This is a genomic window from Agromyces sp. GXQ0307 (assembly GCF_044769845.1).
Classification (GTDB): Bacteria; Actinomycetota; Actinomycetes; order Actinomycetales; family Microbacteriaceae; genus Agromyces.
Genome location: NZ_JBIZVY010000001.1, coordinates 71,373 through 97,333, shown reverse-complemented (window position 1 = coordinate 97,333; position 25,961 = coordinate 71,373). Strand labels below are relative to the sequence as shown.

General features: G+C 71.9%; 26 protein-coding genes. 16 read left to right on the top strand and 10 right to left on the bottom strand.

The genetic code is table 11. From position 1 onward, the window contains the following. Positions 1-142 precede the first annotated feature (142 nt). A complete protein-coding gene (locus ACIQH8_RS00475) occupies positions 143-2,425 on the top strand; it encodes a polyribonucleotide nucleotidyltransferase (RefSeq protein ID WP_400993454.1) in 2,283 nt (760 codons plus the stop codon). Positions 2,426-2,502: 77 nt separating this feature from the next. Here the strand turns inward: ACIQH8_RS00475 and ACIQH8_RS00470 are convergent, their stop codons facing one another. From ACIQH8_RS00470 to ACIQH8_RS00455, 4 genes are all read right to left on the bottom strand, one after another. Then, positions 2,503-3,351, bottom strand: a complete 849-nt coding sequence (locus tag ACIQH8_RS00470; RefSeq protein WP_400993452.1) for an SDR family NAD(P)-dependent oxidoreductase — start codon at positions 3,349-3,351, stop codon at positions 2,503-2,505. A 102-nt stretch (positions 3,352-3,453) separates the two neighbouring features. Beyond that, entirely contained in the window at positions 3,454-3,678 is a 225-nt protein-coding gene (locus tag ACIQH8_RS00465) for a hypothetical protein (RefSeq protein WP_400993449.1), read from the bottom strand. Continuing rightward, complete coding sequence (locus ACIQH8_RS00460) at positions 3,675-4,349, bottom strand: ArsR/SmtB family transcription factor (RefSeq protein WP_400993447.1); 675 nt, start codon at positions 4,347-4,349, stop codon at positions 3,675-3,677. Before ACIQH8_RS00460 ends, ACIQH8_RS00465 begins: the two co-directional genes overlap by 4 nt. A 66-nt stretch (positions 4,350-4,415) precedes the next feature. Continuing rightward, entirely contained in the window at positions 4,416-4,874 is a 459-nt protein-coding gene (locus ACIQH8_RS00455) for an Lrp/AsnC family transcriptional regulator (protein WP_400993444.1), read from the bottom strand. Between the two features lie 166 nt (positions 4,875-5,040). Between ACIQH8_RS00455 and pdhA the strand changes: the two genes are divergently transcribed. The 5 genes from pdhA to ACIQH8_RS00430 all read left to right on the top strand — a co-directional run bounded on the left by pdhA (position 5,041) and on the right by ACIQH8_RS00430 (position 9,598). Continuing rightward, the gene (gene pdhA, locus ACIQH8_RS00450) at positions 5,041-6,162 is read left to right on the top strand and encodes a pyruvate dehydrogenase (acetyl-transferring) E1 component subunit alpha (protein WP_400993441.1); all 1,122 of its coding nucleotides are present in this window, start codon (positions 5,041-5,043) and stop codon (positions 6,160-6,162) included. Then, positions 6,159-7,169, top strand: coding sequence for an alpha-ketoacid dehydrogenase subunit beta (locus tag ACIQH8_RS00445; RefSeq protein WP_400993439.1), 1,011 nt, complete (start codon positions 6,159-6,161; stop codon positions 7,167-7,169). The genes pdhA and ACIQH8_RS00445 overlap by 4 nt, the downstream gene beginning before the upstream one ends. Continuing rightward, positions 7,166-8,608, top strand: a complete 1,443-nt coding sequence (locus tag ACIQH8_RS00440; protein ID WP_400993436.1) for a dihydrolipoamide acetyltransferase family protein — start codon at positions 7,166-7,168, stop codon at positions 8,606-8,608. Before ACIQH8_RS00445 ends, ACIQH8_RS00440 begins: the two co-directional genes overlap by 4 nt. Before the next feature lie 124 nt (positions 8,609-8,732). Then, positions 8,733-9,041 (top strand): 4a-hydroxytetrahydrobiopterin dehydratase, encoded by a 309-nt coding sequence (locus tag ACIQH8_RS00435; RefSeq protein ID WP_400993434.1) that lies wholly within the window; start codon positions 8,733-8,735, stop codon positions 9,039-9,041. A gap of 233 nt (positions 9,042-9,274) precedes the next feature. Then, the gene (locus ACIQH8_RS00430; RefSeq protein ID WP_400993432.1) at positions 9,275-9,598 is read left to right on the top strand and encodes an Lsr2 family protein; all 324 of its coding nucleotides are present in this window, start codon (positions 9,275-9,277) and stop codon (positions 9,596-9,598) included. Positions 9,599-9,629: 31 nt separating this feature from the next. Here the strand turns inward: ACIQH8_RS00430 and ACIQH8_RS00425 are convergent, their stop codons facing one another. The 3 genes from ACIQH8_RS00425 to ACIQH8_RS00415 form a co-directional block, all read right to left on the bottom strand. Next, positions 9,630-10,115, bottom strand: coding sequence for a GNAT family N-acetyltransferase (locus tag ACIQH8_RS00425; RefSeq protein ID WP_400993430.1), 486 nt, complete (start codon positions 10,113-10,115; stop codon positions 9,630-9,632). Next, complete coding sequence (locus ACIQH8_RS00420) at positions 10,094-10,690, bottom strand: TetR/AcrR family transcriptional regulator (protein ID WP_400995644.1); 597 nt, start codon at positions 10,688-10,690, stop codon at positions 10,094-10,096. The genes ACIQH8_RS00425 and ACIQH8_RS00420 overlap by 22 nt, the downstream gene beginning before the upstream one ends. An 80-nt stretch (positions 10,691-10,770) precedes the next feature. Next, positions 10,771-11,502, bottom strand: a complete 732-nt coding sequence (locus tag ACIQH8_RS00415) for an MBL fold metallo-hydrolase (protein ID WP_400993428.1) — start codon at positions 11,500-11,502, stop codon at positions 10,771-10,773. A gap of 57 nt (positions 11,503-11,559) precedes the next feature. Here ACIQH8_RS00415 and ACIQH8_RS00410 point away from each other — a divergent pair, with 57 nt between their 5' ends. The 9 genes from ACIQH8_RS00410 (at position 11,560) to ACIQH8_RS00370 (ending at position 22,020) form a co-directional block, all read left to right on the top strand. After that, positions 11,560-12,126, top strand: coding sequence for a TetR/AcrR family transcriptional regulator (locus ACIQH8_RS00410; RefSeq protein WP_400993426.1), 567 nt, complete (start codon positions 11,560-11,562; stop codon positions 12,124-12,126). Between the two features lie 110 nt (positions 12,127-12,236). Further along, entirely contained in the window at positions 12,237-13,844 is a 1,608-nt protein-coding gene (locus tag ACIQH8_RS00405) for a carboxyl transferase domain-containing protein (protein WP_400993424.1), read from the top strand. Beyond that, entirely contained in the window at positions 13,844-15,850 is a 2,007-nt protein-coding gene (locus tag ACIQH8_RS00400) for an acetyl/propionyl/methylcrotonyl-CoA carboxylase subunit alpha (protein ID WP_400993421.1), read from the top strand. Before ACIQH8_RS00405 ends, ACIQH8_RS00400 begins: the two co-directional genes overlap by 1 nt. Before the next feature lie 62 nt (positions 15,851-15,912). Next, the gene (locus ACIQH8_RS00395; protein WP_400993418.1) at positions 15,913-17,076 is read left to right on the top strand and encodes an acyl-CoA dehydrogenase family protein; all 1,164 of its coding nucleotides are present in this window, start codon (positions 15,913-15,915) and stop codon (positions 17,074-17,076) included. A 33-nt stretch (positions 17,077-17,109) separates the two neighbouring features. Beyond that, positions 17,110-17,631 carry a MaoC family dehydratase gene (locus ACIQH8_RS00390; protein ID WP_400993416.1) on the top strand — a complete coding sequence of 174 codons (522 nt, stop codon included), beginning with the start codon at positions 17,110-17,112 and terminating at the stop codon, positions 17,629-17,631. Continuing rightward, the gene (locus ACIQH8_RS00385) at positions 17,628-18,452 is read left to right on the top strand and encodes an HpcH/HpaI aldolase/citrate lyase family protein (RefSeq protein ID WP_400993413.1); all 825 of its coding nucleotides are present in this window, start codon (positions 17,628-17,630) and stop codon (positions 18,450-18,452) included. The genes ACIQH8_RS00390 and ACIQH8_RS00385 overlap by 4 nt, the downstream gene beginning before the upstream one ends. A 52-nt stretch (positions 18,453-18,504) precedes the next feature. Continuing rightward, positions 18,505-19,281, top strand: coding sequence for an electron transfer flavoprotein subunit beta/FixA family protein (locus ACIQH8_RS00380; protein WP_400993411.1), 777 nt, complete (start codon positions 18,505-18,507; stop codon positions 19,279-19,281). Positions 19,282-19,293: 12 nt separating this feature from the next. Then, positions 19,294-20,280: an electron transfer flavoprotein subunit alpha/FixB family protein gene (locus ACIQH8_RS00375; protein WP_400993409.1), complete on the top strand. Its 987-nt coding sequence runs from the start codon at positions 19,294-19,296 to the stop codon at positions 20,278-20,280. A 171-nt stretch (positions 20,281-20,451) separates the two neighbouring features. Then, positions 20,452-22,020, top strand: a complete 1,569-nt coding sequence (locus ACIQH8_RS00370) for a cytochrome b/b6 domain-containing protein (protein ID WP_400993406.1) — start codon at positions 20,452-20,454, stop codon at positions 22,018-22,020. A gap of 31 nt (positions 22,021-22,051) precedes the next feature. Here the strand turns inward: ACIQH8_RS00370 and ACIQH8_RS00365 are convergent, their stop codons facing one another. From ACIQH8_RS00365 to ACIQH8_RS00355, 3 genes are read right to left on the bottom strand one after another with little or no spacing between them, the layout of a single operon-like run. Further along, positions 22,052-22,849, bottom strand: coding sequence for an ABC transporter permease subunit (locus ACIQH8_RS00365; RefSeq protein WP_400993404.1), 798 nt, complete (start codon positions 22,847-22,849; stop codon positions 22,052-22,054). Further along, a complete protein-coding gene (locus tag ACIQH8_RS00360; protein WP_400993402.1) occupies positions 22,846-23,820 on the bottom strand; it encodes an ABC transporter ATP-binding protein in 975 nt (324 codons plus the stop codon). The genes ACIQH8_RS00365 and ACIQH8_RS00360 overlap by 4 nt, the downstream gene beginning before the upstream one ends. Before the next feature lie 41 nt (positions 23,821-23,861). Continuing rightward, on the bottom strand, positions 23,862-24,614 hold the full coding sequence (locus ACIQH8_RS00355) for a TetR family transcriptional regulator (RefSeq protein ID WP_400993399.1): 753 nt from the start codon (positions 24,612-24,614) through the stop codon (positions 23,862-23,864). A 182-nt stretch (positions 24,615-24,796) separates the two neighbouring features. Here ACIQH8_RS00355 and ACIQH8_RS00350 point away from each other — a divergent pair, with 182 nt between their 5' ends. Beyond that, positions 24,797-25,909, top strand: a complete 1,113-nt coding sequence (locus tag ACIQH8_RS00350) for an aldo/keto reductase (protein ID WP_400993396.1) — start codon at positions 24,797-24,799, stop codon at positions 25,907-25,909. The last annotated feature ends 52 nt before the right edge of the window (positions 25,910-25,961 follow it).

Here is a 25,961-nt window from a genome sequence, read left to right as displayed (position 1 = left end):
TTACCAAGTGAGAGCTTGGTGGACTTCTACTGGTGGCCAGCGCTGGCGGGTCATCGACGCGCTGAGATCTGCCTGTTCCCTGCTCCTTGTTCACCTCGCGCGCCACACGGGCGCGCGAGCCGAAACAAAGGAGAGAGACCTCTTGGAAGGTCCTGAAATCACGTTCGCCGAGACCGTCATCGACAACGGTCGGTTCGGCACCCGCACCATCCGGTTCGAGACCGGTCGCCTCGCGCAGCAGGCGCAGGGCTCCGCGGTCGCGTACATCGACGAGGAGACCATGCTGCTCTCCGCGACGTCGGTGTCGAAGCAGCCGAAGGAGCACTTCGACTTCTTCCCGCTCACGATCGACGTCGAGGAGCGCATGTACGCCGCGGGCCGCATCCCCGGCTCGTTCTTCCGTCGCGAGGGCCGCCCCTCGACCGAGGCGATCCTCACCTGCCGTCTCATCGACCGGCCGCTGCGCCCCTCGTTCGTCGACGGTCTCCGCAACGAGGTGCAGGTCGTCGTGACCGTCCTCGCGATCGAGCCCGACGAGCTCTACGACGTGCTCGCCATCAACAGCGCCTCGCTCTCGACGCAGCTGTCCGGCCTGCCCTTCTCCGGCCCGATCGGCGGCGTGCGCGTCGCGCTCATCGACGGCCAGTGGGTCGCGTTCCCGAAGCACTCGCAGCTCGAGGACGCGGTGTTCAGCATGGTCGTCGCGGGTCGCGTCGTGACCGAGGCCGACGGCTCCGAGGACGTCGCGATCATGATGATCGAGGCCGAGGCCACCGACAACGCGTGGAACCTCGTCCAGGCCGGCGCCGTCAAGCCCGACGAGACCGTCATCGCACAGGGCATCGAGGCCTCGAAGCCCTTCATCAAGCAGCTCGTCGTGGCGCAGCAGGAGGTCGCGAAGACCGCCGCCAAGCCCACCGCCGACTACCCGACCTTCCCGCCCTACCAGGACGCGACGAAGGCCGCCGTCGAGGAGCTCGCGCTCGAGGAGCTCAAGGGCATCTACCAGATCGCCGGCAAGGTCGAGCGACAGGACGCCGACGACGCGCTCAAGGCGCGCGTCAAGGAGGCCGTCGCGGCCAAGGTCGAGGCGGGCGAGCTCCCCGAGTCGGCGAACGCCGAGGTCTCGGCGGCGTACAAGTCGGTCACCAAGCACGTCGTCCGCTCGCGCGTCCTCGCCGAGGGCGTCCGTATCGACGGCCGCGGCCTGGCCGACATCCGCCCGCTCGACGCCGAGGTGCAGGTCATCCCGCGCGTGCACGGCTCCGCCATTTTCCAGCGCGGCGAGACCCAGATCATGGGCGTCACCACGCTGAACATGCTCAAGATGGAGCAGCAGATCGACTCGCTGAGCCCGGTCACCAAGAAGCGCTACATGCACAACTACAACTTCCCGCCCTACTCGACGGGTGAGACGGGTCGTGTGGGGTCGCCGAAGCGCCGCGAGATCGGCCACGGCGCGCTCGCCGAGCGTGCGCTCGTGCCGGTGCTGCCCACCCGCGAGGAGTTCCCCTACGCCATCCGCCAGGTCTCCGAGGCGCTCGGCTCGAACGGCTCGACCTCGATGGGCTCGGTCTGCGCGTCCACGCTGTCGCTGCTGAACGCGGGCGTGCCGCTCAAGGCGCCGGTCGCGGGCATCGCGATGGGCCTCATCTCCGACACCGTCGACGGCGAGACCCGCTACGCGGCCCTCACCGACATCCTCGGCGCGGAGGACGCGCTCGGCGACATGGACTTCAAGGTCGCCGGCACGTCGGAGTTCGTCACGGCGATCCAGCTCGACACGAAGCTCGACGGCATCCCCGCCTCGGTGCTCGCCGGCGCGCTGACCCAGGCCAAGGAGGCGCGCACCACGATCCTGCAGGTGCTGAACGCCGCCATCGACGGCCCCGACGAGATGGCGCCCACCGCGCCGCGCGTCATCAGCGTGCAGATCCCGGTCGACAAGATCGGCGAGCTCATCGGCCCCAAGGGCAAGACGATCAACGGCATCCAGGACGACACGGGCGCCGAGATCTCGATCGAGGAGGACGGCACCGTCTACATCGGCGCGACCGACGGCCCCACGGCCGAGGCCGCCCGTGCCGCGGTGAACGCCATCGCCAACCCGACCAACCCCGAGGTCGGCGAGCAGTTCCTCGGCACGGTCGTGAAGATCGCCGCCTTCGGCGCGTTCATCTCGCTGCTGCCCGGCAAGGACGGCCTGCTGCACATCTCCGAGGTGCGCAAGCTCGCCGGCGGCAAGCGCGTCGAGAACGTCGAAGACGTTCTGGGCGTCGGCCAGAAGATCCTCGTCGAGATCACCAAGGTCGACGACCGCGGCAAGCTCTCGCTCGCGCCCGTCATCGCGGAGGAGGCCGACACCAACGGCCGCGCCGCGACCGGCGAGCACGCCGAGGCCCCCGCAGAGGGCGCCGAGGCGTAAGCGCCTGCACCGTCACCGGATGCCCGTCCCGATTCGTCGGGGCGGGCATCCGTCGTCCCGGCCGGTGCTCGGCGTGATTACGCGCGGGTGTCGGCGGCCGCCGCGACGATGCCGCGCATGACGTTCCAGTAGCCCACGGGTGCGACGCGCGTGACGAGGTCGCTGAGGCGCGAGTCGCGGCCGATGAAGACCCGCGGGCGACGGCGCACGATGCCGTCCACGATCCGTTCGGCCGCCTGGGTCGGCGTCGTGCGGTAGAGGGCCGCCTGCGCGTCGGCCGCGCGGGCCGCGGCGCCCGGCGCGACGGCCGCGGCGACGCGGGCGTGGTGGATGATGCCGGTCTGCACGCCGCCGGGGTAGATCGCCGAGACCGAGACATCCGTCGCCTCGAGCTCGTGGCGGAGTGCGTCGGTGAACCCGCGCACGGCGAACTTCGACGTGACGTACGGCACCCGGCCGGCCGGCGCGGCGAGACCGTACAGGCTCGACACGTTGGCGATGTGGGCGTCGCCGGCCGCGGTGAGGGCGGGAAGGAACGCCTTCGTCATCGCGACGGTGCCCCAGAGGTTGATGTCGACGACCCAGCGGAACTCGTCGAGCGTCGCCTGCTCGAAGCTGCCGAGCATCGACACGCCCGCGCAGTTGAGGAGGATGCTCGGGGCGCGGTCGTGCGCGCCGGCGACGGCGCCGGGCAGCGCGGCCACCGCGTCGAGGTCGGCGAGGTCGGTCACGTGGGTGCTGACGGACGCACCGCGGGCGCGCAGCACGCCCGCGAGCTCCTCGAGGGCCGCCGAATCGCGATCGACGAGCGCCAGTGCGCACCCCCGGGCCGCCAGCAGCTCGGCCGATGCCCGACCCATGCCGCTCCCGGCTCCGGTGACGACGGCGAGGCGGCCGTCGAGCTGCAGGGGACGTCGGCGTGCCATGGTGCTCCTTCGCGGGGGTGGTTCGGGCAGTACACCCTGACACGGGAGGCACGAGGATCAAAACCGAGCGGCGCGCGGGTCGCGCGCGTCGCTCGGCCCGGGTCACATGAGCATCAGGCGGGCCGCCGAGTGGAGGCGGGCGTTCTCCGCCTCAGCGTCGCGCGCGGCGGATCCCTCGGCGAGGGATCGCAGCATCCGCTCGCGATCGGTGCGCCGGATGGTGCGGCGTCGACCCCACCGCGCGAGCGCGAGGCCCACGCGGACGGCCAGGTCGGCGAGCCCGCCGGATGCGGGCACGTGAGCGGGGGAGAGGGTGAGCGTGTTCATGTGCGTTCCGTTCCATCGATGTCCGTGGCCTGCCCGCGCACGAGCGGGAAGGCGTTGATGTGGATCTGGACGGGGCGCGACCCGGGAGACGGCGTGGTCTTGTACGCGTCGATGTACGTCTTCAGCACGACGTCGATCTCGGTCACGAGACCGTGCAACTGGTCGGGCGTGAGCTTCAGGTTGATCGTGTCGGAGGTCGCGATGTCGAGCCAGTCGCTGCCGAACACCTCTTCGCCCGTCGTCAGGAACTCGCGGAAGTTCTGCTCGCGCGAGCGGAACCACTCGTCCTCCACGAGCTTGACCGCGAGCCGGTCGGCGCTGCCGGGCGGCAGGCTGCGGGCGTCGGGGATCGCGATGGACCCGGGGCGCCGCTCCCACCAGCGCTCGCGACCCCGTCCTCGACCCTCGACCTCCCGGACGAGGCCCGCCTTCGCGAGTTGGCGCAGGTGGTAGCTCGTCGCGCCGCTCGATTCGCCCAGACGTTCGGCGAGGCCGCTCGCGGTGAGCGGGCCGTAGGTCGAGAGCTCGTCGTAGATCTGCACCCGAAGCGGGTGCGCGAGACTCTTCAGGCTCTCGGACGAGAGCACGTGGTCGATGCCCGGGTGCCGGGTGCTGCTCGGCCAGGATTCGGGGTCGTTCGCGCGGCGGTCGTCGTTCGTCTGCTCGTCCATGATGCAAAGATATCTCTGCAAAGAAACCTTTGCAAGTGTTTCTTTGCAGAGATGCCGTCGCTCGCCTCAGCGTTCGAGCAACGGCCCCACGCGATACGGGATGAGCTCGCCCATGGCGAGCGACGTCTCGGTGCGCTCCACCCCCTCGATCGCGAGGATCTCCTCGTCGATGCGGAAGAGGTCGTGCGCATCGCGGCACACGACGCGCACGAGCAGGTCGATCGGCCCCGAGAGTCCGTGCGCCTGGATGACCTCGGGGATCTCGGCCAGGGCGGCGACCACCTCCGAGAGCACCTTCTGGCGCGCGTGCACCGCGACGAACGCCTCGAGCGGGTAGCCGAGCGGGGTCGGATCGATGCTCCGCTCGAACGAGAGGAAGGCGCCCGATGCCTCCAGCCGCGCCATCCGCGCCTGCACGGTGTTGCGACTCATCCTCAATCGCTCGGCGAGGGCGACGACCGTCGCCCTCGGGTCGGCCGCGAGGGCCGTGAGCAGGGCGCGGTCGACGGGGTCGTAGCCGGTCATACCGCCACACGTTAGCACCCGCAATGGGCCTCCTACCATGCAACATGCTCAACGCGATCGTCGTTGCTTGAGCCGAATGCCAGATCGTCGTACCCTGCGAGTACCCGGCATCGGCGCCGGTGCCCGGCTGCCCACGACGCGGCCGAGCCGACACGGAGGTTCGACGATGACCCCTTCCGACCGAGAGGCGACCGGGCTGCTCACCCGCCCCGACGACCTCGTCCGACTCCTCGACGCGACCGGCCGTCGCCACGCGAACCCCGAGTTCGATCCGTGGGTCGCCGACGTCGACATCGACGCCCTGGTCGAGCTGCACCGCGAGATGGTCGTGGTCCGCCGGCTCGACGCCGAGGCCACCGCGCTGCAGCGACAGGGCGAACTCGCGTTGTGGCCGCCGCTCGCCGGACAGGAGGCCGCGCAGATCGGCTCGGCGCGCGCGCTGCACGACGACGACTTCGTGTTCTCCAGCTACCGCGAGCACGCGATCGCGTGGCTGCGCGGGGTCCGCCCCGACGAACTGCTCAGCGTGTGGCGCGGCGCCGCGGCATCCGGCTGGGACCCGTACGAGAAGCGGATGGCGATCCCGAACATCATCATCGGCGCGCAGTCCCTGCACGCCGTCGGCTGGGCCATGGGCTCGAAATGGGATGGCTCGAACGCCGCCTCGGTCGCGTACTTCGGCGACGGTGCGACGAGCGAGGGCGACGTGAGCGAGGCGCTCGTGTTCGCCTCGAGCTTCGACGCGCCCGTCGTGTTCTTCTGCCAGAACAACGGCTGGGCGATCTCCGAACCCGTCGGCCTGCAGTCCGCGCAGCCGCTCGCGCGTCGCGCCGACGGCTTCGGCATGCCCGGCATCCGGGTCGACGGCAACGACGTGCTCGCCGTGCTCGCGGTCACCCGCTGGGCGCTCGACCGCGCCCGCCGCGGCGAAGGGCCCGCGTTCATCGAGGCCGTCACCTACCGCATGGGCCCGCACACCACGGCCGACGACCCCAAGCGCTACCGCACCGACGACGACCTCGCCGAGTGGCGCGAGCTTGACCCGATCACGCGGGTGCACGCGTTCCTCGCGGCATCCGGCGCCGACATGGAGGCCGTCGACGTCGACGCGAAGGCCGCCGCCGATCGCGCCGCCGCCGAGCTCCGCGCCGGGATCACCGCGATCCCCGATCCGGAGCCCATGAGCGTGTTCGACCACGTCTACGCCGAGCCGAACAGCCACCTCGAGCGCCAGCGCGAGCGCTACGCGCGGTACCTGGCGATGTTCGACGAGGAGGGCGCCCGATGACGACCATCACCTTCGGCAAGGCCATCAACGAGGGGCTCCGCCGTGCGCTCGCGGACGACGACCGGGTCGTCCTCATGGGCGAGGACATCGGCACCCTCGGCGGCGTGTTCCGCATCACCGACGGCCTCAAGGCCGAGTTCGGCGAGCACCGCGTCGTCGATACGCCCCTGTCGGAGGCGGGCATCGTCGGCACCGCCGTCGGGCTCGCCTACCGCGGGTTCCGCCCGGTGGTCGAGATCCAGTTCGACGGGTTCGTGTACCCCGCCTTCGACCAGATCGTGGCGCAGGTGGCCAAACTCCACTACCGCTCGCGGGGAACGGTGCGAATGCCCATCGTCGTCCGCATCCCGTTCGGCGGCGGCATCGGCGCGGCCGAGCACCACTCCGAGTCGCCCGAGGCGTACTTCACCCACACCGCGGGCCTGCGCGTCATCGCCTGCTCGAATCCGGCCGACGCCTACGTGATGATCCAGCAGGCGATCGCGAGCGACGACCCCGTGATCTTCCTCGAGCCCAAGCGTCGCTACCACGTCAAGGGCGAGGTCGACCTCGACGCGAACCTCGCCGACGCGCGTCCCATGGGCGTCGCGACGACCGTCGCCGCCGGCGACGACGTCACGCTCGTCACCTACGGCGCGCTCGTGCAGACCGCGAAGGATGCCGCGACCGCCGCCGCCGAGGACGGAGTCTCGGTCGAGGTGATCGACCTGCGCTCGCTCGCGCCGGTCGACTACGCGACGATCGAGGCCTCCGTGCGGCGCACCGGCCGGCTCGTCGTCGCGCACGAGGCCGGAGAGCAGGGCGGAGTGGGCGCCGAGATCGCGGCGTCGATCACCGAACGCTGCTTCGAGTACCTCGAAGCCGCTCCCGTCCGCGTGACCGGACACGACATCCCGTACCCGCCGGCCAAGCTCGAGCAGTACCACCTGCCCGACCTCGACCGCATCCTCGACGGCGTCGACCGGGCCCTCGGACGGCCGAACTCGCTCTCGGAGGTGGACGCGTGAGCACCATCCGCGACTTCGCACTGCCCGATCTCGGCGAGGGGCTCACCGAGTCCGAGATCGTCGCCTGGCGCGTCCGGGTCGGCGATCATGTCGAGCTCAACCAGATCATCGCCGACGTCGAGACCGCCAAGGCCGTCGTCGAGCTGCCGTCGCCGTTCGAGGGCACCGTGACCGCGCTGCACGCGGCCGAGGGCGAAACCGTGAACGTCGGCGAGAAGCTGTTCTCGTGCGACACCGGCGGGTCGGGCGATGCGCCCGCGGCGCCGACCACGGGAGAGACGGATGCCGCGAGCGCGCCCGCGACGTCGGCGGCGCCCGACTCCGCACAGGGCGCTCCGGCTCCCGCCTCGGTCGAGCCCGTCGAGACCCGCGAGCCCACCCTCGTCGGCTACGGTGCGGGTGCCGATCGCGGACCGAAGCGCCGGCCCCGTCGACTCGGCGGCGCCGCCCTCAGGGAGGAGCTCGTCCCGGCACCGCCCGAGCACGACCGCATCGAACCCGACACGGCGACGCACCCGCGGCGCGACGGCGAGGGAGCGGGCCGGGGCGACCGGCCGCGATCGACCCCGCCCGTGCGCAAGCTCGCACGCGACCTCGGGGTCGACCTCGAACAGGTCTCCGGCACCGGCGAACGCGGGCTGATCACGCGATCCGACGTCGAGGCCGCGGCATCCGCGACCACTGCCACGCCGCCGCGACCCACGTCGCAGGCGGTACCCGAGACGCGCGAGGCCGACCGCGCCGAGACGCGCATCCCGATCAAGGGCGTCCGCAAGCACACCGCGGCGGCGATGGTCCGGAGTGCCTTCACCGCGCCGCACGTCACCGAGTTCCTCACGGTCGACGTGACGGCGACCATGGAACTGCTCGCCGGCATCCGAGCCGACCGCGCGTACGCCGGCCACAAGGTCACGCCGCTCACGGTCGTGGCCAAGGCGCTCTGCATCGCCGCCGGCCGCACGCCAGAGGTGAACTCGCGCTGGGACGAGGACGCGCAGGAGATCGTGCGCTTCGGCCACGTGAACCTCGGGATCGCCGCAGCGACCGAGCGCGGGCTCGTCGTGCCGAACATCACGGGCGCCGAGCGGATGACGCTGATCGAACTCGCCGACGCGATCGCCGCGCTCGCCGAGACGGCGCGCGCCGGGCGTACCGCGCCCGCCGACCTCACGGGCGGCACGATCTCGATCACGAACATCGGGGTGTTCGGGATCGACGCCGGAACGCCGATCCTGAACCCGGGGGAGGCGGCGATCCTCGCGATGGGGGCGGTGCGCCGCACGCCGTGGGAGCACCGCGGTGAGATCGCGCTCCGCGACGTCATGACGCTCTCGCTCTCGTTCGACCACCGCCTGGTGGACGGCGAGCAGGGTTCCCGTTTCCTCGCCGACGTCGGTCGGATCCTCCGCGACCCGGGCCTCGCGCTCACGATGGCCTGAACGGACGGAGGAACCTCCGGGCCGTGCCCGGCGCGTCGCTGCGAGACGCGCCGGGGGCGGCGGGAGTTCCTCCGTCTTCCGGCACGGGTGGCGGGTCGACGGGCGGACGAGCACCATGTACCGCATGGACGAACACGCGCCGCTCTCCCGTGAGGATGTCTCCGCCGATCTCGCGGGCACCGGATTCCGACACGACGGAGAACGCCTCACCGGCGAATTCCGCACCCGCGATTTCGCGGCCGCAGTTCGCCTGCTCGATGCCGTCGCGGTCGAGGCGGATGCGATGAATCATCATCCGGACGTCCGCCTCGGATGGGGCCGCATCGAATTCGACCTCGCCTCGCACGACGTCGGCGCCGTGACGGCGAGGGATGTCATGCTGGCTCGGCGGATCGGCGGGATCGCGGCCCAGCACGGCGCGACGGCACGGTGATTCCACGGTCGGGCCGGATGCGGTGGCGGGCGATTCCGTGCACCGGCCGCATTGCGAACGACTCGAATACGGGATGCGCGCGCGGTTACGTCGAATTACGGAAAGACTCACGCGTCGACGAATTCTCCACATTCGTCGGGAATGCGCGCAATTCCAACTGATTCGTCTTTATGCTCGGCATATCCCGTTCCCAGAGGATCCCGCGGAACTCACCGCAGAAACGGATGTGCAAGATGGCAAAGCGAGTGGTCGAGACGCTCATCGACGATCTCGATGGCAGCGACGCCGACCGGACCGTGTCGTTCGCGTTCGACGGCGACCAGTACTCGATCGACCTCTCGGCGGCGAACATCGACAAGCTCGAGTCGGCGCTCGCGCCCTACATCGGTGCGGCCCGCAAGACCGCCGCGCGCGGCGGCACCTCGCGTCGTCGCGGCGCATCCGCCGCCGGGGGCGACACGAAGGACGCACGCGAGTGGCTGCGCTCGAACGGGCACCAGGTCTCCGACCGCGGCCGGATCCCCGCGCCGCTCATGGAGCTCTACCGCAACCGCTGACGTCGACACGCGCCGCGCCCGCGGCACCCGTTCATCGCAGGACGAACTCGATCTCCTCGATCTCCTCGCCGCGGGCGTTGGCGTAGTCGCGGGCGCGGCCGACCTCGACAAAGCCCAGCTTGCCGAGCACGGCCACGGATGCCGCGTTGTCTGCCGCGGCGCGAGCACGCACCGGTCTCGGCTGCGTGTCGAGGAACAGGCGCAGGGCACGCGTGGCGATCCCGCGGCCCCACTCCGTGCGATCGATCCAGTAGGTGATCTCGGGCATGCCCGTCTCGGCGTCGATCCAGCGCGCGACGCTGCCGACGATCCGGCCGTCGCAGCGCACGGTCCGGGCGTCGTAGTCCTCCCGTTCCGAGAACCGCGCGTAGTGGGCGTCGTAGGCGGCGCGATCAGTCGGGTCCTTCGCCGTGAACGCGGCCATGCGATTGGCCTCGGGATCGAGTTGGATGCGGAACAGCTCGTCGCGGTCGCCAGCGCGGGTCGCGCGCAGGGTCACGACGTGAGGCTCGACCATGCCATGTCCTCCAGGATGCTGCGGACGACTCTGTCCGCGGGTCGGCGCCCATGGATGCGGGCGCTGTGGGGGGTCGAGTTGATCAGTCCGAAGGCGGCGTGTGCCCGGATGCGCAACTCGGATTCGGCCCGGTCGGGCCTCAGGCGGGCGAGCACGCCCACCCACAGTTCGACGTAGGAGCGCTGCAGGCGCCGGACCTCGTGCGCGTCGGCGTCGCCGAGGCTGTCGAGGTCGCGGTCCTGCACGCGGATGACGTCGGCGTTCGCGAGCGCGAAGTCGACGTGGAAGCGGATGAGCGCGCGGAGCGCGTCGTCGGGTGCGGCGACCTCCTCGACCGTGCGGTGGCCGCCGTCGAGCAGGCCCTGGCTCGCGTCGACGAGGATCGCCGCGAGCACCGCGGCCTTGCCGGGGAAGTGCCGGTAGACCGCCGGTCCCGAGACGCCCGCGGCCTGGCCGAGCTCCTCGAGCGTCACCCCGGGGTACCCGCGCTCGGCGAAGAGCCGTGCGGCCGCGGCGAGCAGCGCGGCGCGACGGTCGGCCTTCGCGCGACCGCGCTCGGTGAGCGTCTCGGTCAGGGTGCACCTCCCGGGGCATTCGGTGAATGCACACTAACCGAACGTCACGCGGGTGGCAAGCAGGCGGCGCGGGACCGGTCTCAGCGTGCCGCTGTGGCGGCGGCCTCCCGGACGAGTCGGACCGCCTCGGACGCCCCGCGGTTCCATGGTGTGCCGTGGCCCGGCAGGACCCACGACGCATCCGTCGCCGCGAGGCGGTCGAGCGAGGCGAGCGCGGTGTCGGGCGCGTCGGTGAACGGTGCGGGCTGCGGGCCCCGCCGCCCCGTGAGCACGTGGCGCGTGGTGAGCGCGTCGCCGACGGCGATCGCGTCGAGCGCGGCGGAGCGCACCGCGATGCTGCCCGGCGAGTGGCCGGGCATCGGGATGATCTCGGGCGATCCGGGCAGATCAGTGAGGTGTTCGCCGCCCTCGAGCGTGCGGGCGTCTGCGAGGTACTCGGTCTTCGCACCGCCCTTGCCGAGCGCGTAGGCGAAGAACCGCACGACCGGCCAGGGGCGCACCCCGCGTCCGAGCGAGGTCGCGGGCTTGTCGCCGCCCTTCGCCCGATCGAGGTCGGCGGCGTGCACGTACACGGGCACGCCGTGGTCGCGCCGGAGTCGCTCGGCGAAGCCGAGGTGGTCGGTGTCGCCGTGCGTCAGGATGATCGCCCGCACGTCGTCGATCGTGAGGCCGGCATCGGCGAGCTCGGCGAGCAGGTCGCCGTAGTGACCGGCGAGGCCGGCGTCGACGATGGTGACACCGCGGTCGTCGATGAAGAGGTAGGACGCGACGATCTCGTTGCCGACGCGCCGGAGTCCTGGTGTGAGTTGCATGAAGGCTATGATACATAGCTATGATGGCTAATGTCAATAGGCAACAGAGGAGGGGTCATGCCGTCACCCACGAAGGTCACGCCCGAGGCGCTCCGCGCGGCCGCGCGCACGGTTCTCGAACGCGACGGTCAGCAGGGACTGACGATGCAGGCGGTCGCCGCCGAGCTCGGCGTCCGCGCGCCCTCGCTCTACAAGCATCTGCGCGACCGCGATGCGCTCGTCCGCCTCGTCGCGGAGGACGTGGCGTCCGAGATCGGCGAGCGGATGGACCGGGTGCTCGCCGCCGAGACGGGCGCGGCCGACGCGGTGCGCGCGATCGCGGCATCCGCCCGCCGCTACGCGTCCGAGCACCCGCACGGCTACGGCCTGATCTTCGGGCCGCTGCCCGAGTCGGCGCGGGCGCGGGGGTCCGCGATGGAGCGGGCGAGCGCGGCGATCCTCGAGGCGGCCAGGCGGCTCTCGGGGGAGGCGCGCGCGCTCGAGTCGGCGCGCACCATCACGGCCTGGATGCACGGATTCGTGACGATGGAGCTCGCGGGCGCCTTCCGCCTCGGCGGGTCGGTCGATGACGCGTGGGACTACGGGCTGGAGCACCTGATCAGGGGGCTCGGTGCGCCGGCATGACGCGCCGGCTTGCGGAACTCGGTGAATGATCGCTAACATCAATCCCGGTTAGCGAGCGTTCACCGAATGTCTCGCTCGCACGCCACGACGGAGAGGCGGAACGGGAGCGGATGCACACCATCACGAGCGCGATCGATGCGGCGTCCGACGCCGCACGCGCGAACGCCGACGCCCACGCCGCGCTGACCGACGAACTCCGCGAGAGGCTGCGCATCGCCGCACTCGGCGGGCCGGAGGCATCCCGCGACCGCCACGTCGCACGCGGCAAGCTGCTGCCGCGCGACCGCGTCGAGCGGCTCCTCGACGAGGGCAGCCCATTCCTCGAACTCGCCCCGCTCGCCGCGGGCGACCTCTACGACGACGACACGCCCGCCGCCGGCGTCATCGCCGGCGTCGGGCTCGTGCACGGCCGGCCCGTCATGGTCGTCTGCAACGACGCGACGGTCAAGGGCGGCACCTACTACCCGATGACCGTGAAGAAGCACCTCCGCGCGCAGGAGGTCGCCCTCGAGAACCGCCTGCCCTGCGTCTACCTCGTCGACTCGGGTGGCGCCTTCCTGCCGAAGCAGGACGAGGTGTTCCCCGACCGCGACCACTTCGGTCGCATCTTCTACAACCAGGCGAACCTCTCCGCGCGGCGCATCCCGCAGATCGCCGCCGTCATGGGCTCCTGCACCGCGGGCGGCGCCTACGTGCCGGCGATGAGCGACGAGACCGTCATCGTCCGCGACCAGGGCACGATCTTCCTCGGCGGTCCGCCGCTCGTGAAGGCCGCGATCGGCGAGGTCGTGACCCCCGAAGAACTGGGCGGCGGCGAGCTGCACGCCCGCACCTCGGGCGTCACCGACCACCTCGCAGAGGACGATGAGCACGCGCTCGAACTCGTCCGCGACATCCTCACGACCCTTCCCGCCCTGCCCGAACGGGCCTGGTCCGTGCGCGAACCACGCCAGCCCGCCGTCGACCCGGCGACCCTCACGGCTGCCGTTCCCGTCGACGTGCAGCAGCCGTACGACGTGCGCGAGGTCATCGCGCGCCTGGCCGACGGCAGCGAGTTCCACGAGTTCAAGAAGGAGTACGGCGACACGCTCGTCACGGGCTTCGCCTGGATCGACGGCCACCCCGTCGGCATCGTCGCGAACAACGGGGTGCTCTTCAGCGAGTCGGCCATGAAGGGCGCGCACTTCATCGAGCTGTGCGACCAGCGCGGCATCCCGCTCGTCTTCCTCCAGAACATCTCGGGCTTCATGGTGGGCCGCGACGCCGAGGCCGGCGGCATCGCCAAGCACGGCGCGAAGATGGTCACCGCCGTGGCGACGACCCGGGTGCCGAAGTTCACGGTCGTCATCGGCGGGTCGTTCGGTGCCGGCAACTACTCGATGTGCGGGCGCGCGTACTCGCCGCGGTTCCTCTGGATGTGGCCGAACGCGCGCATCTCCGTGATGGGCGGCGAGCAGGCGGCATCCGTGCTCTCGACGGTCAAGCGCGACCAGCTGGCCGTGCGCGGCGAGGCATGGTCGGCCGACGACGAGGAGGCGTTCAAGGCGCCCGTGCGCGCCCAGTACGACGCCCAGGGCAGCCCCTACCACTCGACGTCGCGCCTGTGGGACGACGGCGTCATCGCCCCGGGCGACACCCGCACCGTGCTCGCCCTCGCCCTCGAGCTCGCCAGCCGGACCCCGCTGCCCGAGCCCCGCTTCGGCCTGTTCAGGATGTGATGCGAATGTTCGAACGTGTCCTCGTCGCCAACCGCGGCGAGATCGCCGTCCGGGTCATCCGGACCCTGAAGCGCCTCGGGATCCGTGCGATCGCCGTGTACTCCGACGCCGACGTCGATGCGCCGCACGTCGCGCTCGCCGACGAGGCCGTCCGCATCGGACCGGCTGCCGCCGCCGAGAGCTACCTCGATCCCGCCCGCATCGTGCGCGCTGCGCTCGAGACGGGCGCGCAGGCGATCCACCCCGGGTACGGGTTCCTCTCGGAGAACGCGGCCTTCGGTCGCGCGTGCGCCGAGGCGGGAATCGTGTTCGTCGGCCCCGGCGAGCTCGCGCTCGAGGTCATGGGCGACAAGATCCGAGCGAAGCGACACGTCGAGGCGTCCGGAGTGCCGGTCGTGCCCGGCGTCAGCGAGCCCGACGCCACCGACGACGAACTGCTCGACGCGGCACCCCTCGTCGGCTTCCCGATCCTCGTGAAGCCGTCGGCCGGCGGCGGCGGCAAGGGCATGCAGGTCGCGCGCGACCAATCGGAGCTCGAGCACGCACTGCCCGCTGCGCGCCGTGTCGCCCGCGCGGCGTTCGGCGACGACACGCTCCTGCTCGAGCGCTTCGTCGAACGCCCGCGCCACATCGAGGTGCAGGTGCTCGCCGACGCGCACGGCACCGTCATCCACCTGGGCGAACGCGAGTGCTCGCTGCAGCGCCGCCACCAGAAGGTCGTCGAGGAGGCGCCTTCGCCGCTGCTCGACGCCGAGACGCGCGCCCGCATCGGCGCCGCCGCGTGCGACGCGGCCCGCAGTGTGGAGTACCTCGGCGCGGGCACCGTCGAGTTCCTGGTGTCGGATGCCGCGCCAGACGAGTTCTTCTTCATCGAGATGAACACCCGCCTCCAGGTCGAGCACCCGGTCACCGAGCTCGTCACGGGCGTCGACCTCGTCGAGCAGCAGCTCCGCATCGCCGCGGGCGAGCCCCTCGCCATCGCGCAGGACGACGTGCGGATCACCGGCCACGCGATCGAGGCGCGCGTCTACGCCGAGAGTCCCGAGCGCGGGTTCCTCCCGTCGACGGGCGACGTGCTCGCCTGGCGGGCACCCGCAGGCGACGGCGTGCGCGTCGACGCCGGCATCCGCGAAGGGCAGCGCGTCACCGCCGACTACGACCCCATGATCGCGAAGGTCATCGCGCACGGCGCCGACCGCGCGGAGGCGCTCGACCGGCTCGACGCGGCGCTCGCCGAGACCGTGCTCCTCGGCGTCGAGACGAACATCGCGTTCCTCCGAACGCTGCTCGCGCATCCCGACGTGCGAGCCGGCCATCTCGACACCGGGCTCATCGACCGGCTGCCCGCGTCGGGCACGGCGGGCGGAGCGACGGCGGAGGCCCCGGCCGACGCAGGCCCGAGCGCGCCGGATTCCCCGACCGACCCACTCGAGCGGGTCGCTCGCGCGGCGCGTGAACGCGATGCTCGGGTCGCCGCCCACGGCGATCACGCCTGGCGGAGCGCTCGCGGCTGGCGCATCGGATCGGGATCCCCCGATTCGACCGCCGGGGTGGGCGAGGCGTCGCCGGGCTCTGTCGACCTCGACCGCGCGACGGTGGCGACCGCGGCCGACGGCACCGTGTGGGTGCACCTCGACGGCCGCACCGCCGCGTTCCCGCGTCCCGACCGTCGCGCGGCGCTCGACGCGCGCCTCGCGCAGCTCGAGCGCGGCGGCAGCGCCGATCCCGACCTCCGCGCACCCATGCCGGGCAGCGTCACGACGTTGCTCGTCACCGACGGCGACCGCGTCGAGGCCGGGCAGGCCGTGCTCGCCATCGAGGCCATGAAGATGGAGCACCGCGTGACCGCGACCGTCGCCGGTGTCGCGCGACTCCGGGTCGCCGTCGGCGATCAGGTCGCACGCGACCAGGTCGTCGCGAGCGTCGAGCCGTCGACCGACGTCGACGCCGGCCCCGCGGCACCCGGAACCGACGCGGAAGCCGCCGTCGCGGCATCCGCCCCCTGACCCCGGGCGGCGCCCACGAGGCCGCCGACCCGACCCGCACCGCACCAGGAATGAGGAACGTCATGCACGACCTGACCGACGAGGAACAGCAGCTCTACGACATGGTCTGCGAGTTCGCCGACACCGTCGTGGCACCGCAGGCCTACGAGGCCGACCGCACGCACGAGCTCTCCATGGACGTCGTGGCGCAGATGGGCGACCTCGGCCTCTTCGGCCTGCCCTTCCCGGAGGAGGTCGGCGGCCAGGGCGGCGACTACATGGCGCTGTGCCTCGCGATCGAGGCGCTCGCGCGCGTCGACCAGTCGATCGCGATCACGCTCGAGGCCGGTGTGGGCCTCGGTGCGATGCCCATCTACCGGCACGGCACCGACGAGCAGAAGGCCGAGTACCTGCCCGACCTCGTCGCGGGTCGCGCGCTCGCCGGCTTCGGCCTCACCGAGCCCGAAGCCGGATCCGACGCCGGGGCCACCCGGACGACCGCCGTGCTCGACGGTGACGAGTGGGTCGTCAACGGTTCGAAGCAGTTCATCACCAACTCGGGCACGCCGATCACGAAGTTCGTCACCGTCACCGCGGTGACGGGGGAGCGCACCCGCCCCGACGGCTCGGTGTCGAAGGAACTCTCCACGATCATCGTGCCGAACGGCACGCCCGGATTCACCGTCGGGCCGGGCTACGACAAGTCCGGATGGCGCGCCTCCGACACCCATCCGCTGACCTTCGACGACGTGCGCGTGCCGGCCGGCAACCTGCTCGGCGAACGCGGCCGCGGCTTCGCGAACTTCCTCCGCGCGCTCGACGAGGGGCGTATCGCGATCGCGGCGCTCGCGACGGGTGCGGCGCAGGGATGCCTCGACGAGGCCATGACGTACGCGAAGACCCGCAACGTCTTCGGAGTGCCCATCGCGAGTCACCAGTACATCGCGTTCACCATCGCCGGGATGCAGGCGCGCGTGCACACGGCCCGCCTCGCCTGGCACGACGCCGCGCGGCGCGCCGACCAGGGCCTGCCGTTCAAGAAGGAGGCCGCGATCGCGAAGCTCGTCTCGAGCGACGCCGCGATGCTGAACGCCCGCGACGCGACGCAGATCTTCGGTGGAATGGGCTTCATGAACGAGACCACCGTGGCCAGGCACTACCGTGACTCGAAGATCCTCGAGATCGGCGAGGGCACGAACGAGGTGCAGCTCATGGTCATCGCCCGCGAGCTCGGGCTGGCGGCGTAGGACGCCCGGATCGTCGGGGAGGAGGAGGTCGTCATGACGGAAGACGCGATGCGCGAGGTCGTGCAGCGCGGACTCTGGTTCGAGGAGTTCGAGGAGGGCGTGCGCTACCTCCACCGGCCGGGGCGCACGGTCACCGACGCCGACAACGTCCTGTTCACGACCCTCACCATGAACCCGCAGCCGCTGCACCTCGACGCCGCGTGGTCGGGGCGCCAGCCGTTCGGCCGCGTCCTCGTGAACTCGCTCTTCACGTTGTCGACCCTGGTCGGCCAGTCGGTGGGGCAGCTCACGCAGGGCACGCTCGTCGCGAACCTCGGGTTCGGTGCCGTCGCGTTCCCGAACCCCGTCTTCGTGGGCGACACCCTCTACGGCGAGAGCGTCGTGGAGTCGAAGCGGCTGTCGTCGTCGCGTCCCGGCGAGGGCATCGTGGTGCTCGGCCACACCGCCCGAAACCAGGACGGCGACGTCGTCGCGACGGCGTCGCGCACGATGCTCGTCTGGACGCGCGAGGCCGGCGAGCGGCACGCGAGCGGCGACGGGGAGGCGAGCGGATGACGCGCCCGGCGTTCCCGTTCGGTCCCGCGCTGCTCTTCTGCCCGGCCGACCGGCCCGACCGCTACGCCAAGGCGGCAGACCGTGCCGACGCGGTGATCCTCGACCTCGAGGACGCCGTGGCCGAGGTTGCGAAGTCCGCGGCGCGCGAGTCGCTCGTGGCGAACCCGGTCGATCCCGATCGGGTCATCGTGCGGGTGAACCCGGCCTCCACACCGCACCTCGCCGACGACCTCGCCGCCTTGCGGCGCACCTCCTACCGCACCGTCATGCTCGCCAAGTGCGAGGGGACGGCCGACCTCGTGGCGCTCGAGGACTTCGACGTCATCGCCCTGTGCGAGACGGCGCGCGGCGTGCTCGCGGCGCCCGACATCGCGTCCGTTCCGATCGTCTCCGCACTCATGTGGGGTGCGGAGGACCTCGTCGCCTCGCTCGGCGGCGGCTCCAGTCGCCACGCCGACGGGCGCTACCGAGACGTCGCGCGGCACGCCAGGTCCCAGGTGCTGCTCGCGGCCGGCGCGCACGGCGTGGCGGCGATCGACGCGGTGCACCTCGACCTCGCCGACGCGGACGGCCTCCGTGCGGAGGCCGAGGATGCGGCCGCGCTCGGCTTCGCCGCCACGGCGTGCGTGCATCCGGGCCAGGTCGAGGTCGTCAGGGCGGCGTACGCGCCGACTCCGGAGCGGATCGAGTGGGCGCGAGCGTTGCTCGCCGAGGCCGCCGTGCGCGAGCGCGACGGCGTGTTCGCGTTCCGCGGGCAGATGATCGACGCGCCGCTGCTGCGGCAGGCCGACGCGGTCGTGCGACGGGCGCGACTCGACTGACAGGATTCCGGTGAGCGACCCCGCTCGCCGACAGCGAAAGGACTCGGGCCCGATGAAGATCATCGTCCTCGTGAAGGAGGTCCCCGACACGTGGGGGGAACGCAGGCTCGACCTCGAGACCGGCCTCGCCGACCGCGCGGCGAGCGAGGCCGTACTCGACGAGATCGGCGAGCGCGCGCTCGAGGTCGCGCTCGCCCACGCCGATGCGCACGACGGCACCGAGGTGGTCGTGATGTCGATGGCGCCCGAGAGCGCCGCGACGACGATCCGCAAGGGGTTGGCGATGGGCGCCGGTTCAGCCGTGCACATCGCGGATCCGGCCCTCGCCGCCGCCGATCTCGGCCTCACCGCCCGCACCCTCGCCGCCGCGATCCGCCGCACCGGGTTCGACCTCGTCATCACCGGCAACCTCTCCACCGACGGCAGCGGCGGTGTGCTGCCCGCCATGCTCGCCGAACTGCTCGAAGTGCCGAACGCGACCGCCCTCACGTCGGTCGAGATCGCCGACGGTTCGGTGTCGGGGACCCGCGACGTGGAGGGCGGCACCATGCGCGTGCGTGCGCCGCTGCCGGCCGTCATCTCGATCACCGAGGCGCTTCCGGACCCGCGTTTCCCGAACTTCAAGGGCATCATAGCGGCGAAGAAGAAGCCGTTCGAGACGCTGAGCACGGACGACCTCGGTGTCGACGCCGACGATCTCTCCCTCGCCTGGTCGATCATGACCGCCGTCGCGGAGAAGCCGCCGCGCACGGCGGGCACCAAGATCACCGACGAGGGCGACGGCGGCACGAAGATCGCGGAGTTCCTCATCGAGAACCGCCTGGTCTGAGAGGACGACGACATGACCGACTACGCAGCAGATTCCGTCCTCGTCGTGCTCGAGGCCTCGCCGGGCGGGCCGCTCGCCACGAGCGCCGCCGGCCTCCTCGCGGCAGCCTCCGGCATCGGCACGCCCGTGGCGCTCGTCGTCACCGCACCAGGCGAGGGGCAGTCGCTCGCCGAGCAGGCGGCCGAGCTCGGGGCCGCGCGCGTGCTCACCGTCGAGACGACGTCGACGCAGTCCGAGCTCACGATCCCGCAGGCGGACGCGCTCGCCGCGGCCGCGAAGCTCATCGCGCCGGAGGCCGTGCTGATCTCGAACTCGATCGACGGCCGCGACGTCGCGGGCCGGTTCGCCGCTCGCACGGGCGCCGCCATCGCGGCCGACGCGGTCGGCGTCTCGCGCGACGACGAGGGCGTCCTCGCCCACCACTCCGTGTACGGGGGCGCCTTCAACGTCGTGTCGGCGGCCACCTTCGGACCGCTCGTCGTGACCGTGCGGCAGGGTGCCGTCGACGCACGAGCGGACGCACGACCGGTCGTGGCCGAGTCGCTCGAGGTGACTGCCTCGGGCGCCGCAGCGGCCACCATCGAGTCCGTCGAGGCCGTGACCGAGACGTCGAGTCGACCCGAGCTGCGAGGGGCGAAGCGGGTCGTCTCCGGCGGCCGGGGCCTCGGCTCGGCCGAGAAGTTCGCCCTCGTCGAGGAACTCGCCGACGCACTCGGCGCCGCGGTCGGCGCGTCGCGCGCGGCCGTCGACGCCGGCTACATCCCGGCCACCCACCAGGTCGGGCAGACCGGTGTGTCGGTCTCACCGCAGCTGTACGTCGCCCTGGGCATCTCGGGTGCGATCCAGCACAAGGCGGGCATGCAGACGGCCAAGAACATCGTCGCCGTCAACAAGGATCCGGATGCGCCGATCTTCGAGGTCGCCGACTTCGGCGTGGTCGGCGACGTCTTCACCGTGGTGCCGCAGCTGATCAGCGCCCTCGCCGAACGGAAGCGCTGACCCGTGACCGCTGCAGGGAACCTGCGCAGGGGACTGCCGCGACGGCGCGGCGGTGAGCCCTGGCCCCCGGCCGGAGCAGCGCCGGCGGCTGTCGACACCGCGCCGGCCGAGCCGTTCGCGGCCGAGGCGCCCACGACGACGGCACCCCCCGCGGAGCCTGCGCCGGCCACCGTGGAGGAGGCACCGGCCGCAACCGCGGCAGCTGCGCCCACCCCGGCCGCGCCCGACGTCGCGCACCTCGCCTCCGGTGCCGCGCCTCGGCGACTTCGACGCGGGCTTCCGCGGGTGCCGGGCGGCCGACCCTGGCCCGACGCCGACGCCGACGCCGACGCCGTGCTCGAGGCTCGGAACGCCGAGTCGTCGACGGATGCCGAGGCGATGGATGCAGCGGCCGCGCCTGCACCGGCCGCCACCGTGGAACCCGGTGCCGAGCCCGCGGCCGCGGCGGCGACGTCATCGCGTCCCGAACCCGCCGCGCAGCCGGCGTCGACCGGTACCGAACTCCGCCGAGGCCTCCCGAGGGTCGCCGGGGGAGCGCCGTGGCCGCCGTCGGGCATCGCACCGGTCGTCGCGCCCAGCGCGCCGGCGCCGGCGCCCGCGGCACCCACCCCGCCCGTCGAGACGGCGCCTGCCGCGCCGGTCGAGGCCGAGCCGCCCGCGGCATCCGCCCTGCCCGTCGAGGCCGAGCCGACCGTGCCGGTCGCGGCCTCCGCTCCGCCCATCGAGCCTGCCCCGGCCGCCGAGCCGGCGCCGGCGGCGTCCGTCGCCGCTCCCGCTCGACCACCCGCACCCGCAGCACCGTCCCGGGCGCCGAGCGCCACCTCCGGGCCGGGAGCGCAGCGGTACGGCCCGTTCACCGCCAGGCAGTGGGTCGGGGCATCCGTCGTCGGCGTCCTCGCGATCATCGGCGCCGCGACCATCGTCGTCCAGCTCACGAGGTGGTTCCTCGGGCTGGATTTCATGCAGGAGTTCCTGGCGACGTACCCCGGTGAGACGCACCTGCCCGAGGGCGCGCCGGTCGGGTTCCCGGCCTGGCTCGGCTGGCAGCACTTCTTCAACGTGTTCCTCATCGTGCTGATCATCCGCTCGGGCCTGCAGGTGCGCACGGAGCGGAAGCCACCGGCGTACTGGACCCCGCGCTGGTCGGGGGGCCGGAAGATCAGCCTCACCCTGTGGTTCCACCAGTCGCTCGACATCCTGTGGCTCGCGAACGGCATCGTCTTCGTCGTCCTCCTGTTCGCGACGGGCCAGTGGATGCGCGTCGTCCCGACGAGTTGGGAGGTCGTCCCGAACGCGGTCTCCGCCGGGCTGCAGTACCTCTCGCTCGACTGGCCCCTCGAGAACGGCTGGGTGAACTACAACAGCCTCCAGGTGCTGGCCTACTTCGCGACGATCTTCATCGCCGCGCCGCTCGCCGCGATCACCGGCGTGCGGATGTCGGGGCTGTGGCCGAAGAACGCGGCGACGCTCAACCGCATCTACCCCGTCGAGTGGGCTCGCGCCGTCCACTTCCCGGTCATGCTGTACTTCGTCGGGTTCATCGTGGTGCACGTCACGCTGGTCTTCCTGACCGGGGCGCTGCGCAACCTCAACCACATGTACGCGGCGCAGGACGCCGACGGCTGGCTGGGCTTCTGGATCTTCATCGCCTCGATCGTCGTCATCGCGGCGGCGTGGGTCGCCGCGCGCCCGACGCTGCTCGCGCCGATCGCCGGACTGTTCGGCAGGGTCGGTCGATAGGCGTCGAACGCGCCGTGGCGTCCGCGCGCGCTCACACGGCGATGTCTCGGCGACGGAACACCAGCCAGCCGACAAGGAGCAGCACGGCGATGACGGCGTAGTTCAGCCAGATCGTGCCGTTCCAGCCGTTCAGGATCGGCGAGTCCCCGTACGCCCAGCTGTACGGCGACCAGTCGTGCAGCCATGCCAGGTCCTCGCTCTGGTTGCCGAGGGCGTTGAGCGCGTACGCGATCACCGCGACGCCCGAGCCCGCACTGACGGCCCACGTCCGGCGACCCGTGGCGGCACCCACGCCGATCGCCGCGCTCGCGGCCAGCGACACCAGCCCGAGGAAGGCCACGGCGGTGGCGAGGAGATGGTCGAACTCGATGCCGAGCTCGGCGGGCTCGTTGAGGATCATCACGACCGCGACGCTCACGACCGTCAACCACGTCAGCTTCACGAGCACTGCGGCCGTGCGCTCCAGGAAGACCTGGCCGCGGAGCACGCCGTGCGCGAGCGTGAGTTCGAGCTGGCCGTTCTCCTCGTCCTCCGCGATCGCCTCCGTGCCCCACCCGACCGCGGCGATCGTGAGGAGCACGAATCCGATGAGGCCGTAGAAGGTCGCCTGCGCGTAGCCCGGCCCCGACCCGATCTGGTCGTAGTTCAGCGACCTGACCAGTTCGGGCGGAAGCGTGTCGATGATCTGCTGCATCTGGCCGTTGCCCCCGAACGACGGATACAGCGGCAGGTACAGGAACAGCGCCGCGAGGATGCCGATCGTCCACCCGATGAGGCCGCGCCATCCGTCGAGGATCGAACGTCGGAAGAGCGGGAGCGTGCGGTTCATCGCTTCGCCGCCTTCCGGTCGGTGTCGACGGGTTCCGCGGACGACGAGAGGTCGGTGCCGTAGTACTCCAGCACCATCTCCTCGAGGTCGGGTTCCTCCATCGTCAGGTCGACGAGGTCGAGGCCGGCCACGGCCTTCACGAAGGCGTCGACGTGCGCATCGAGCGTCGCCGTGAGGGCGACCGTTCCCGGCCCGTTGGCCACGGAGGCCACGCCGGCGACACCGGGGACCGCGTCGAGCGTCGAACGCGCCGCCGCGGCATCCGCCTCGGCGATCACGAGCCTAACGTGACGTACGGCGTTCTCGCGCAGCGCGGCGACCGTCGACAGCTCGACGATGCGCCCCTGCTTGAGGATCGCGATCTCGTGCGCGGTCTGCTGCACCTCGCTCAGCACGTGCGAGCTGAGGAACACGGTCTGCCCGTTCGCCTTCGCCTCGTGCAGCATTGCGTGGAACTCCTGCTGCACGAGCGGGTCGAGCCCGCTCGTCGGTTCGTCGAGCACGAGCAGCTCGGGCTCGTGCATGAACGCCTGGATCAGGCCGACCTTCTGCTTGTTGCCCTTGGACAGGCTGCGCACGGGGCGGCCGAGGTCGACCCCCAGCCGGTCGGCGAGGTCGTCGACGGCGCCCTTGCGTACCGGGCCCGAGATCTCGGCGTAGTGCGCGAGGAACTCGCGGCCCTTCACGCGCGTGGCGAGGTGCAGCTCGCCGGGCAGGTAGCCGATGCGTCGCCGCAGGTCGGCCCCGCCGTCGCGGGGGGTGCGCCCGAGCACGGAGAGCTCGCCGGCGGTGGGCCGGATGATGTCGAGCAGCAGCCGCATCGTGGTCGTCTTGCCTGCGCCGTTCGGCCCGATCATCCCGAAGACGCTGCCGCGCGGGATGTCGAGGTCGAGGCCGTGCAGGGCGGTGGTCGCGCCGTAGCGCTTGGTCAGGCCCCGCGTGCTGACGGCGGGCGCGGTGTCGCTGGTCATGTGGATCCTCTCGTGGTCGGTGGGTGGGATGCCGCGGCGCATCATGCGCGCGCGGAGCCCCCGACCGGCGGGTCCGGATCCTGGATCGGATTGCCCGGTCCCTTGTCGGAGCGCACCCGGGATGCCGGGTCCTCACGACCAGATCCCGGTGCGCGGACGCCGTCCGAGGAGTCGATCGCGGCTCGAGCCGCGTCGAGCAGGCGCGTGTCGGCGTAGAGGCCCTCGGTGTAGAACTCGAGGGTGGGCAGCGTCATGCGCCGCACCACGGCGGGGGAGTCGAGCGGCGCGCCGAGCACGCGCGCGAGTTGTCCGCGGAGGAGCAGTGGAGCGAGCCCGTAGGCCGTGATGAGCACGGCGCGCAGCTCGGGGTCGCTCGAGCCGTTCATGCTTCCGTCGGCGACGCCGCGCTCGAGCATCGAGCTCGTCTCGGCGAGCAGCAGGTCGAAGAGGCGGTCGGCACCCGGGGAACCGTCGGAGAGCATGGTGGCGAAGTAGGCGATCGAGGTGCGGAACCGAGCCGGGTCGTCGAGCCATTCGCGGATCGTCGCGGCGACGGAGGACTCGCCGAGTCGGTCCTTCTCGCCGATGAGCTCGTGCACGATCCAGTCGTCGCAGGCGCGGCGAAGACCCTCTTTCGAGCCGAAGTGGTGGATGACGAGCGCCGCGCTCACGCCGACGTCGGCGGCGACCTCGCGCAGGCTCGTGCCGGCGTACCCGTGCGCGCCGAATCGTGCGATCGCGGCGTCGCGGATGCGCGCGGCGGTCGTCGCATCCTCCGGACGCACTGAACGCATGTTCAGCATGCTAAACATTCGTTCAGCGCGCCGCAAGGCCTGCGCAGCCCGAGCGATGCGCGGTGGACGGTCTCCTCGTCACCCACCGTTCACCAACGGTTTCGTAACGCTTCGCTGTCATGTTCAACCAACCGGTTCATTCCTGACATACGCTCGTCTCCAATCCTGGGGAGGAGGATCGCGTGGCACGACGACACGCGCTGCAGGGAGGCAGGCGAGCCGGAGGGCCGCCGGTCGCCATCGGCGAGCACGACGAGTCGGCACCGGTGCGTGCCGACGCGACCGGACACGAGCACGACGGCGAGCCGTCGGGGGGCACCCTCTCGCTCCCGACCGAGCAGCTCGAGACCAACGCCGATTCCGGTCCGATCACGGTGCCCCGGCGCGTGAGCATCGGCGAGACCGGGTTCGAGGTGCATCCGCTCGCGCTCCGTGCGAGCACGTTCGGCTGGAACCTCGACGCGGAGGCGAGCGGCGACATCCTCGACCGGTTCGTCGCCCTCGGCGGCAGCCTCATCGACACCGCCGACAGCTACGCCGGCGGTCGCAGCGAGACGCTCATCGGCGAGTGGCTGGCGTCGCGCGCATCGCGCGACCGGGTCCGGATCGTCACGCGGGTCGGTCGCCACCCCGATCACACGGGACTGGCACCGGTCTCGATCACGCGCGCCGTCGACGCGTCACTGGAACGCCTCGGCACCGACCGGATCGACCTGCTCTGCTTCCACGGCGACGACCCGGAGGTCCCCCTCGAGGAGAGCCTCGGCGCCGTCGACGCGCTCATCGCCGCCGGGAAGGTGCTCGCCGTCGGCGCCTCCGACCTCTCGCCCGAGCGACTCATCGAGGCCCGCGTGCTCGCCGCGAACGGCCTGCCCAGGTTCCAGGTGCTGACGACCCGGTACAACCTCATGGAGCGCCGGGCGTTCGAGGGAGCCACGGAGCTCGTCGCGCACGCGCAGGGCCTGCCGGTGCTGCCCGACTTCGCGCTGGCCGACGGCTTCCTCGGCGGTGCGATCCGGCGTCGGGCCGACGTCCGGCGCGACGCGCGGGGCGAGCGTCAGGCACGCCACCTCGGGCGCCGGGGCCTTCGCGTGCTCCGCACGCTCGACGAGGTCGCGGCCGCACACGGCACGGTTCCCGCCGCCGTCGCGATCGCGTGGCTGCTCGCACGACCCACCGTCGTCGCTCCCGTCACCGGGGTGAGCCGGCCGGAGCAGGTCGACGCACTGCTCGGCGCGGCGTCGCTCGAGCTGCATCGGTCCGAGCTCGTCGAACTCGACCGCGCCTCGGCGTAGCGCGCCGCGCGGGCGCGGACGGGCTCGCCGAGCGCGGGCCGTGGCATAGGCT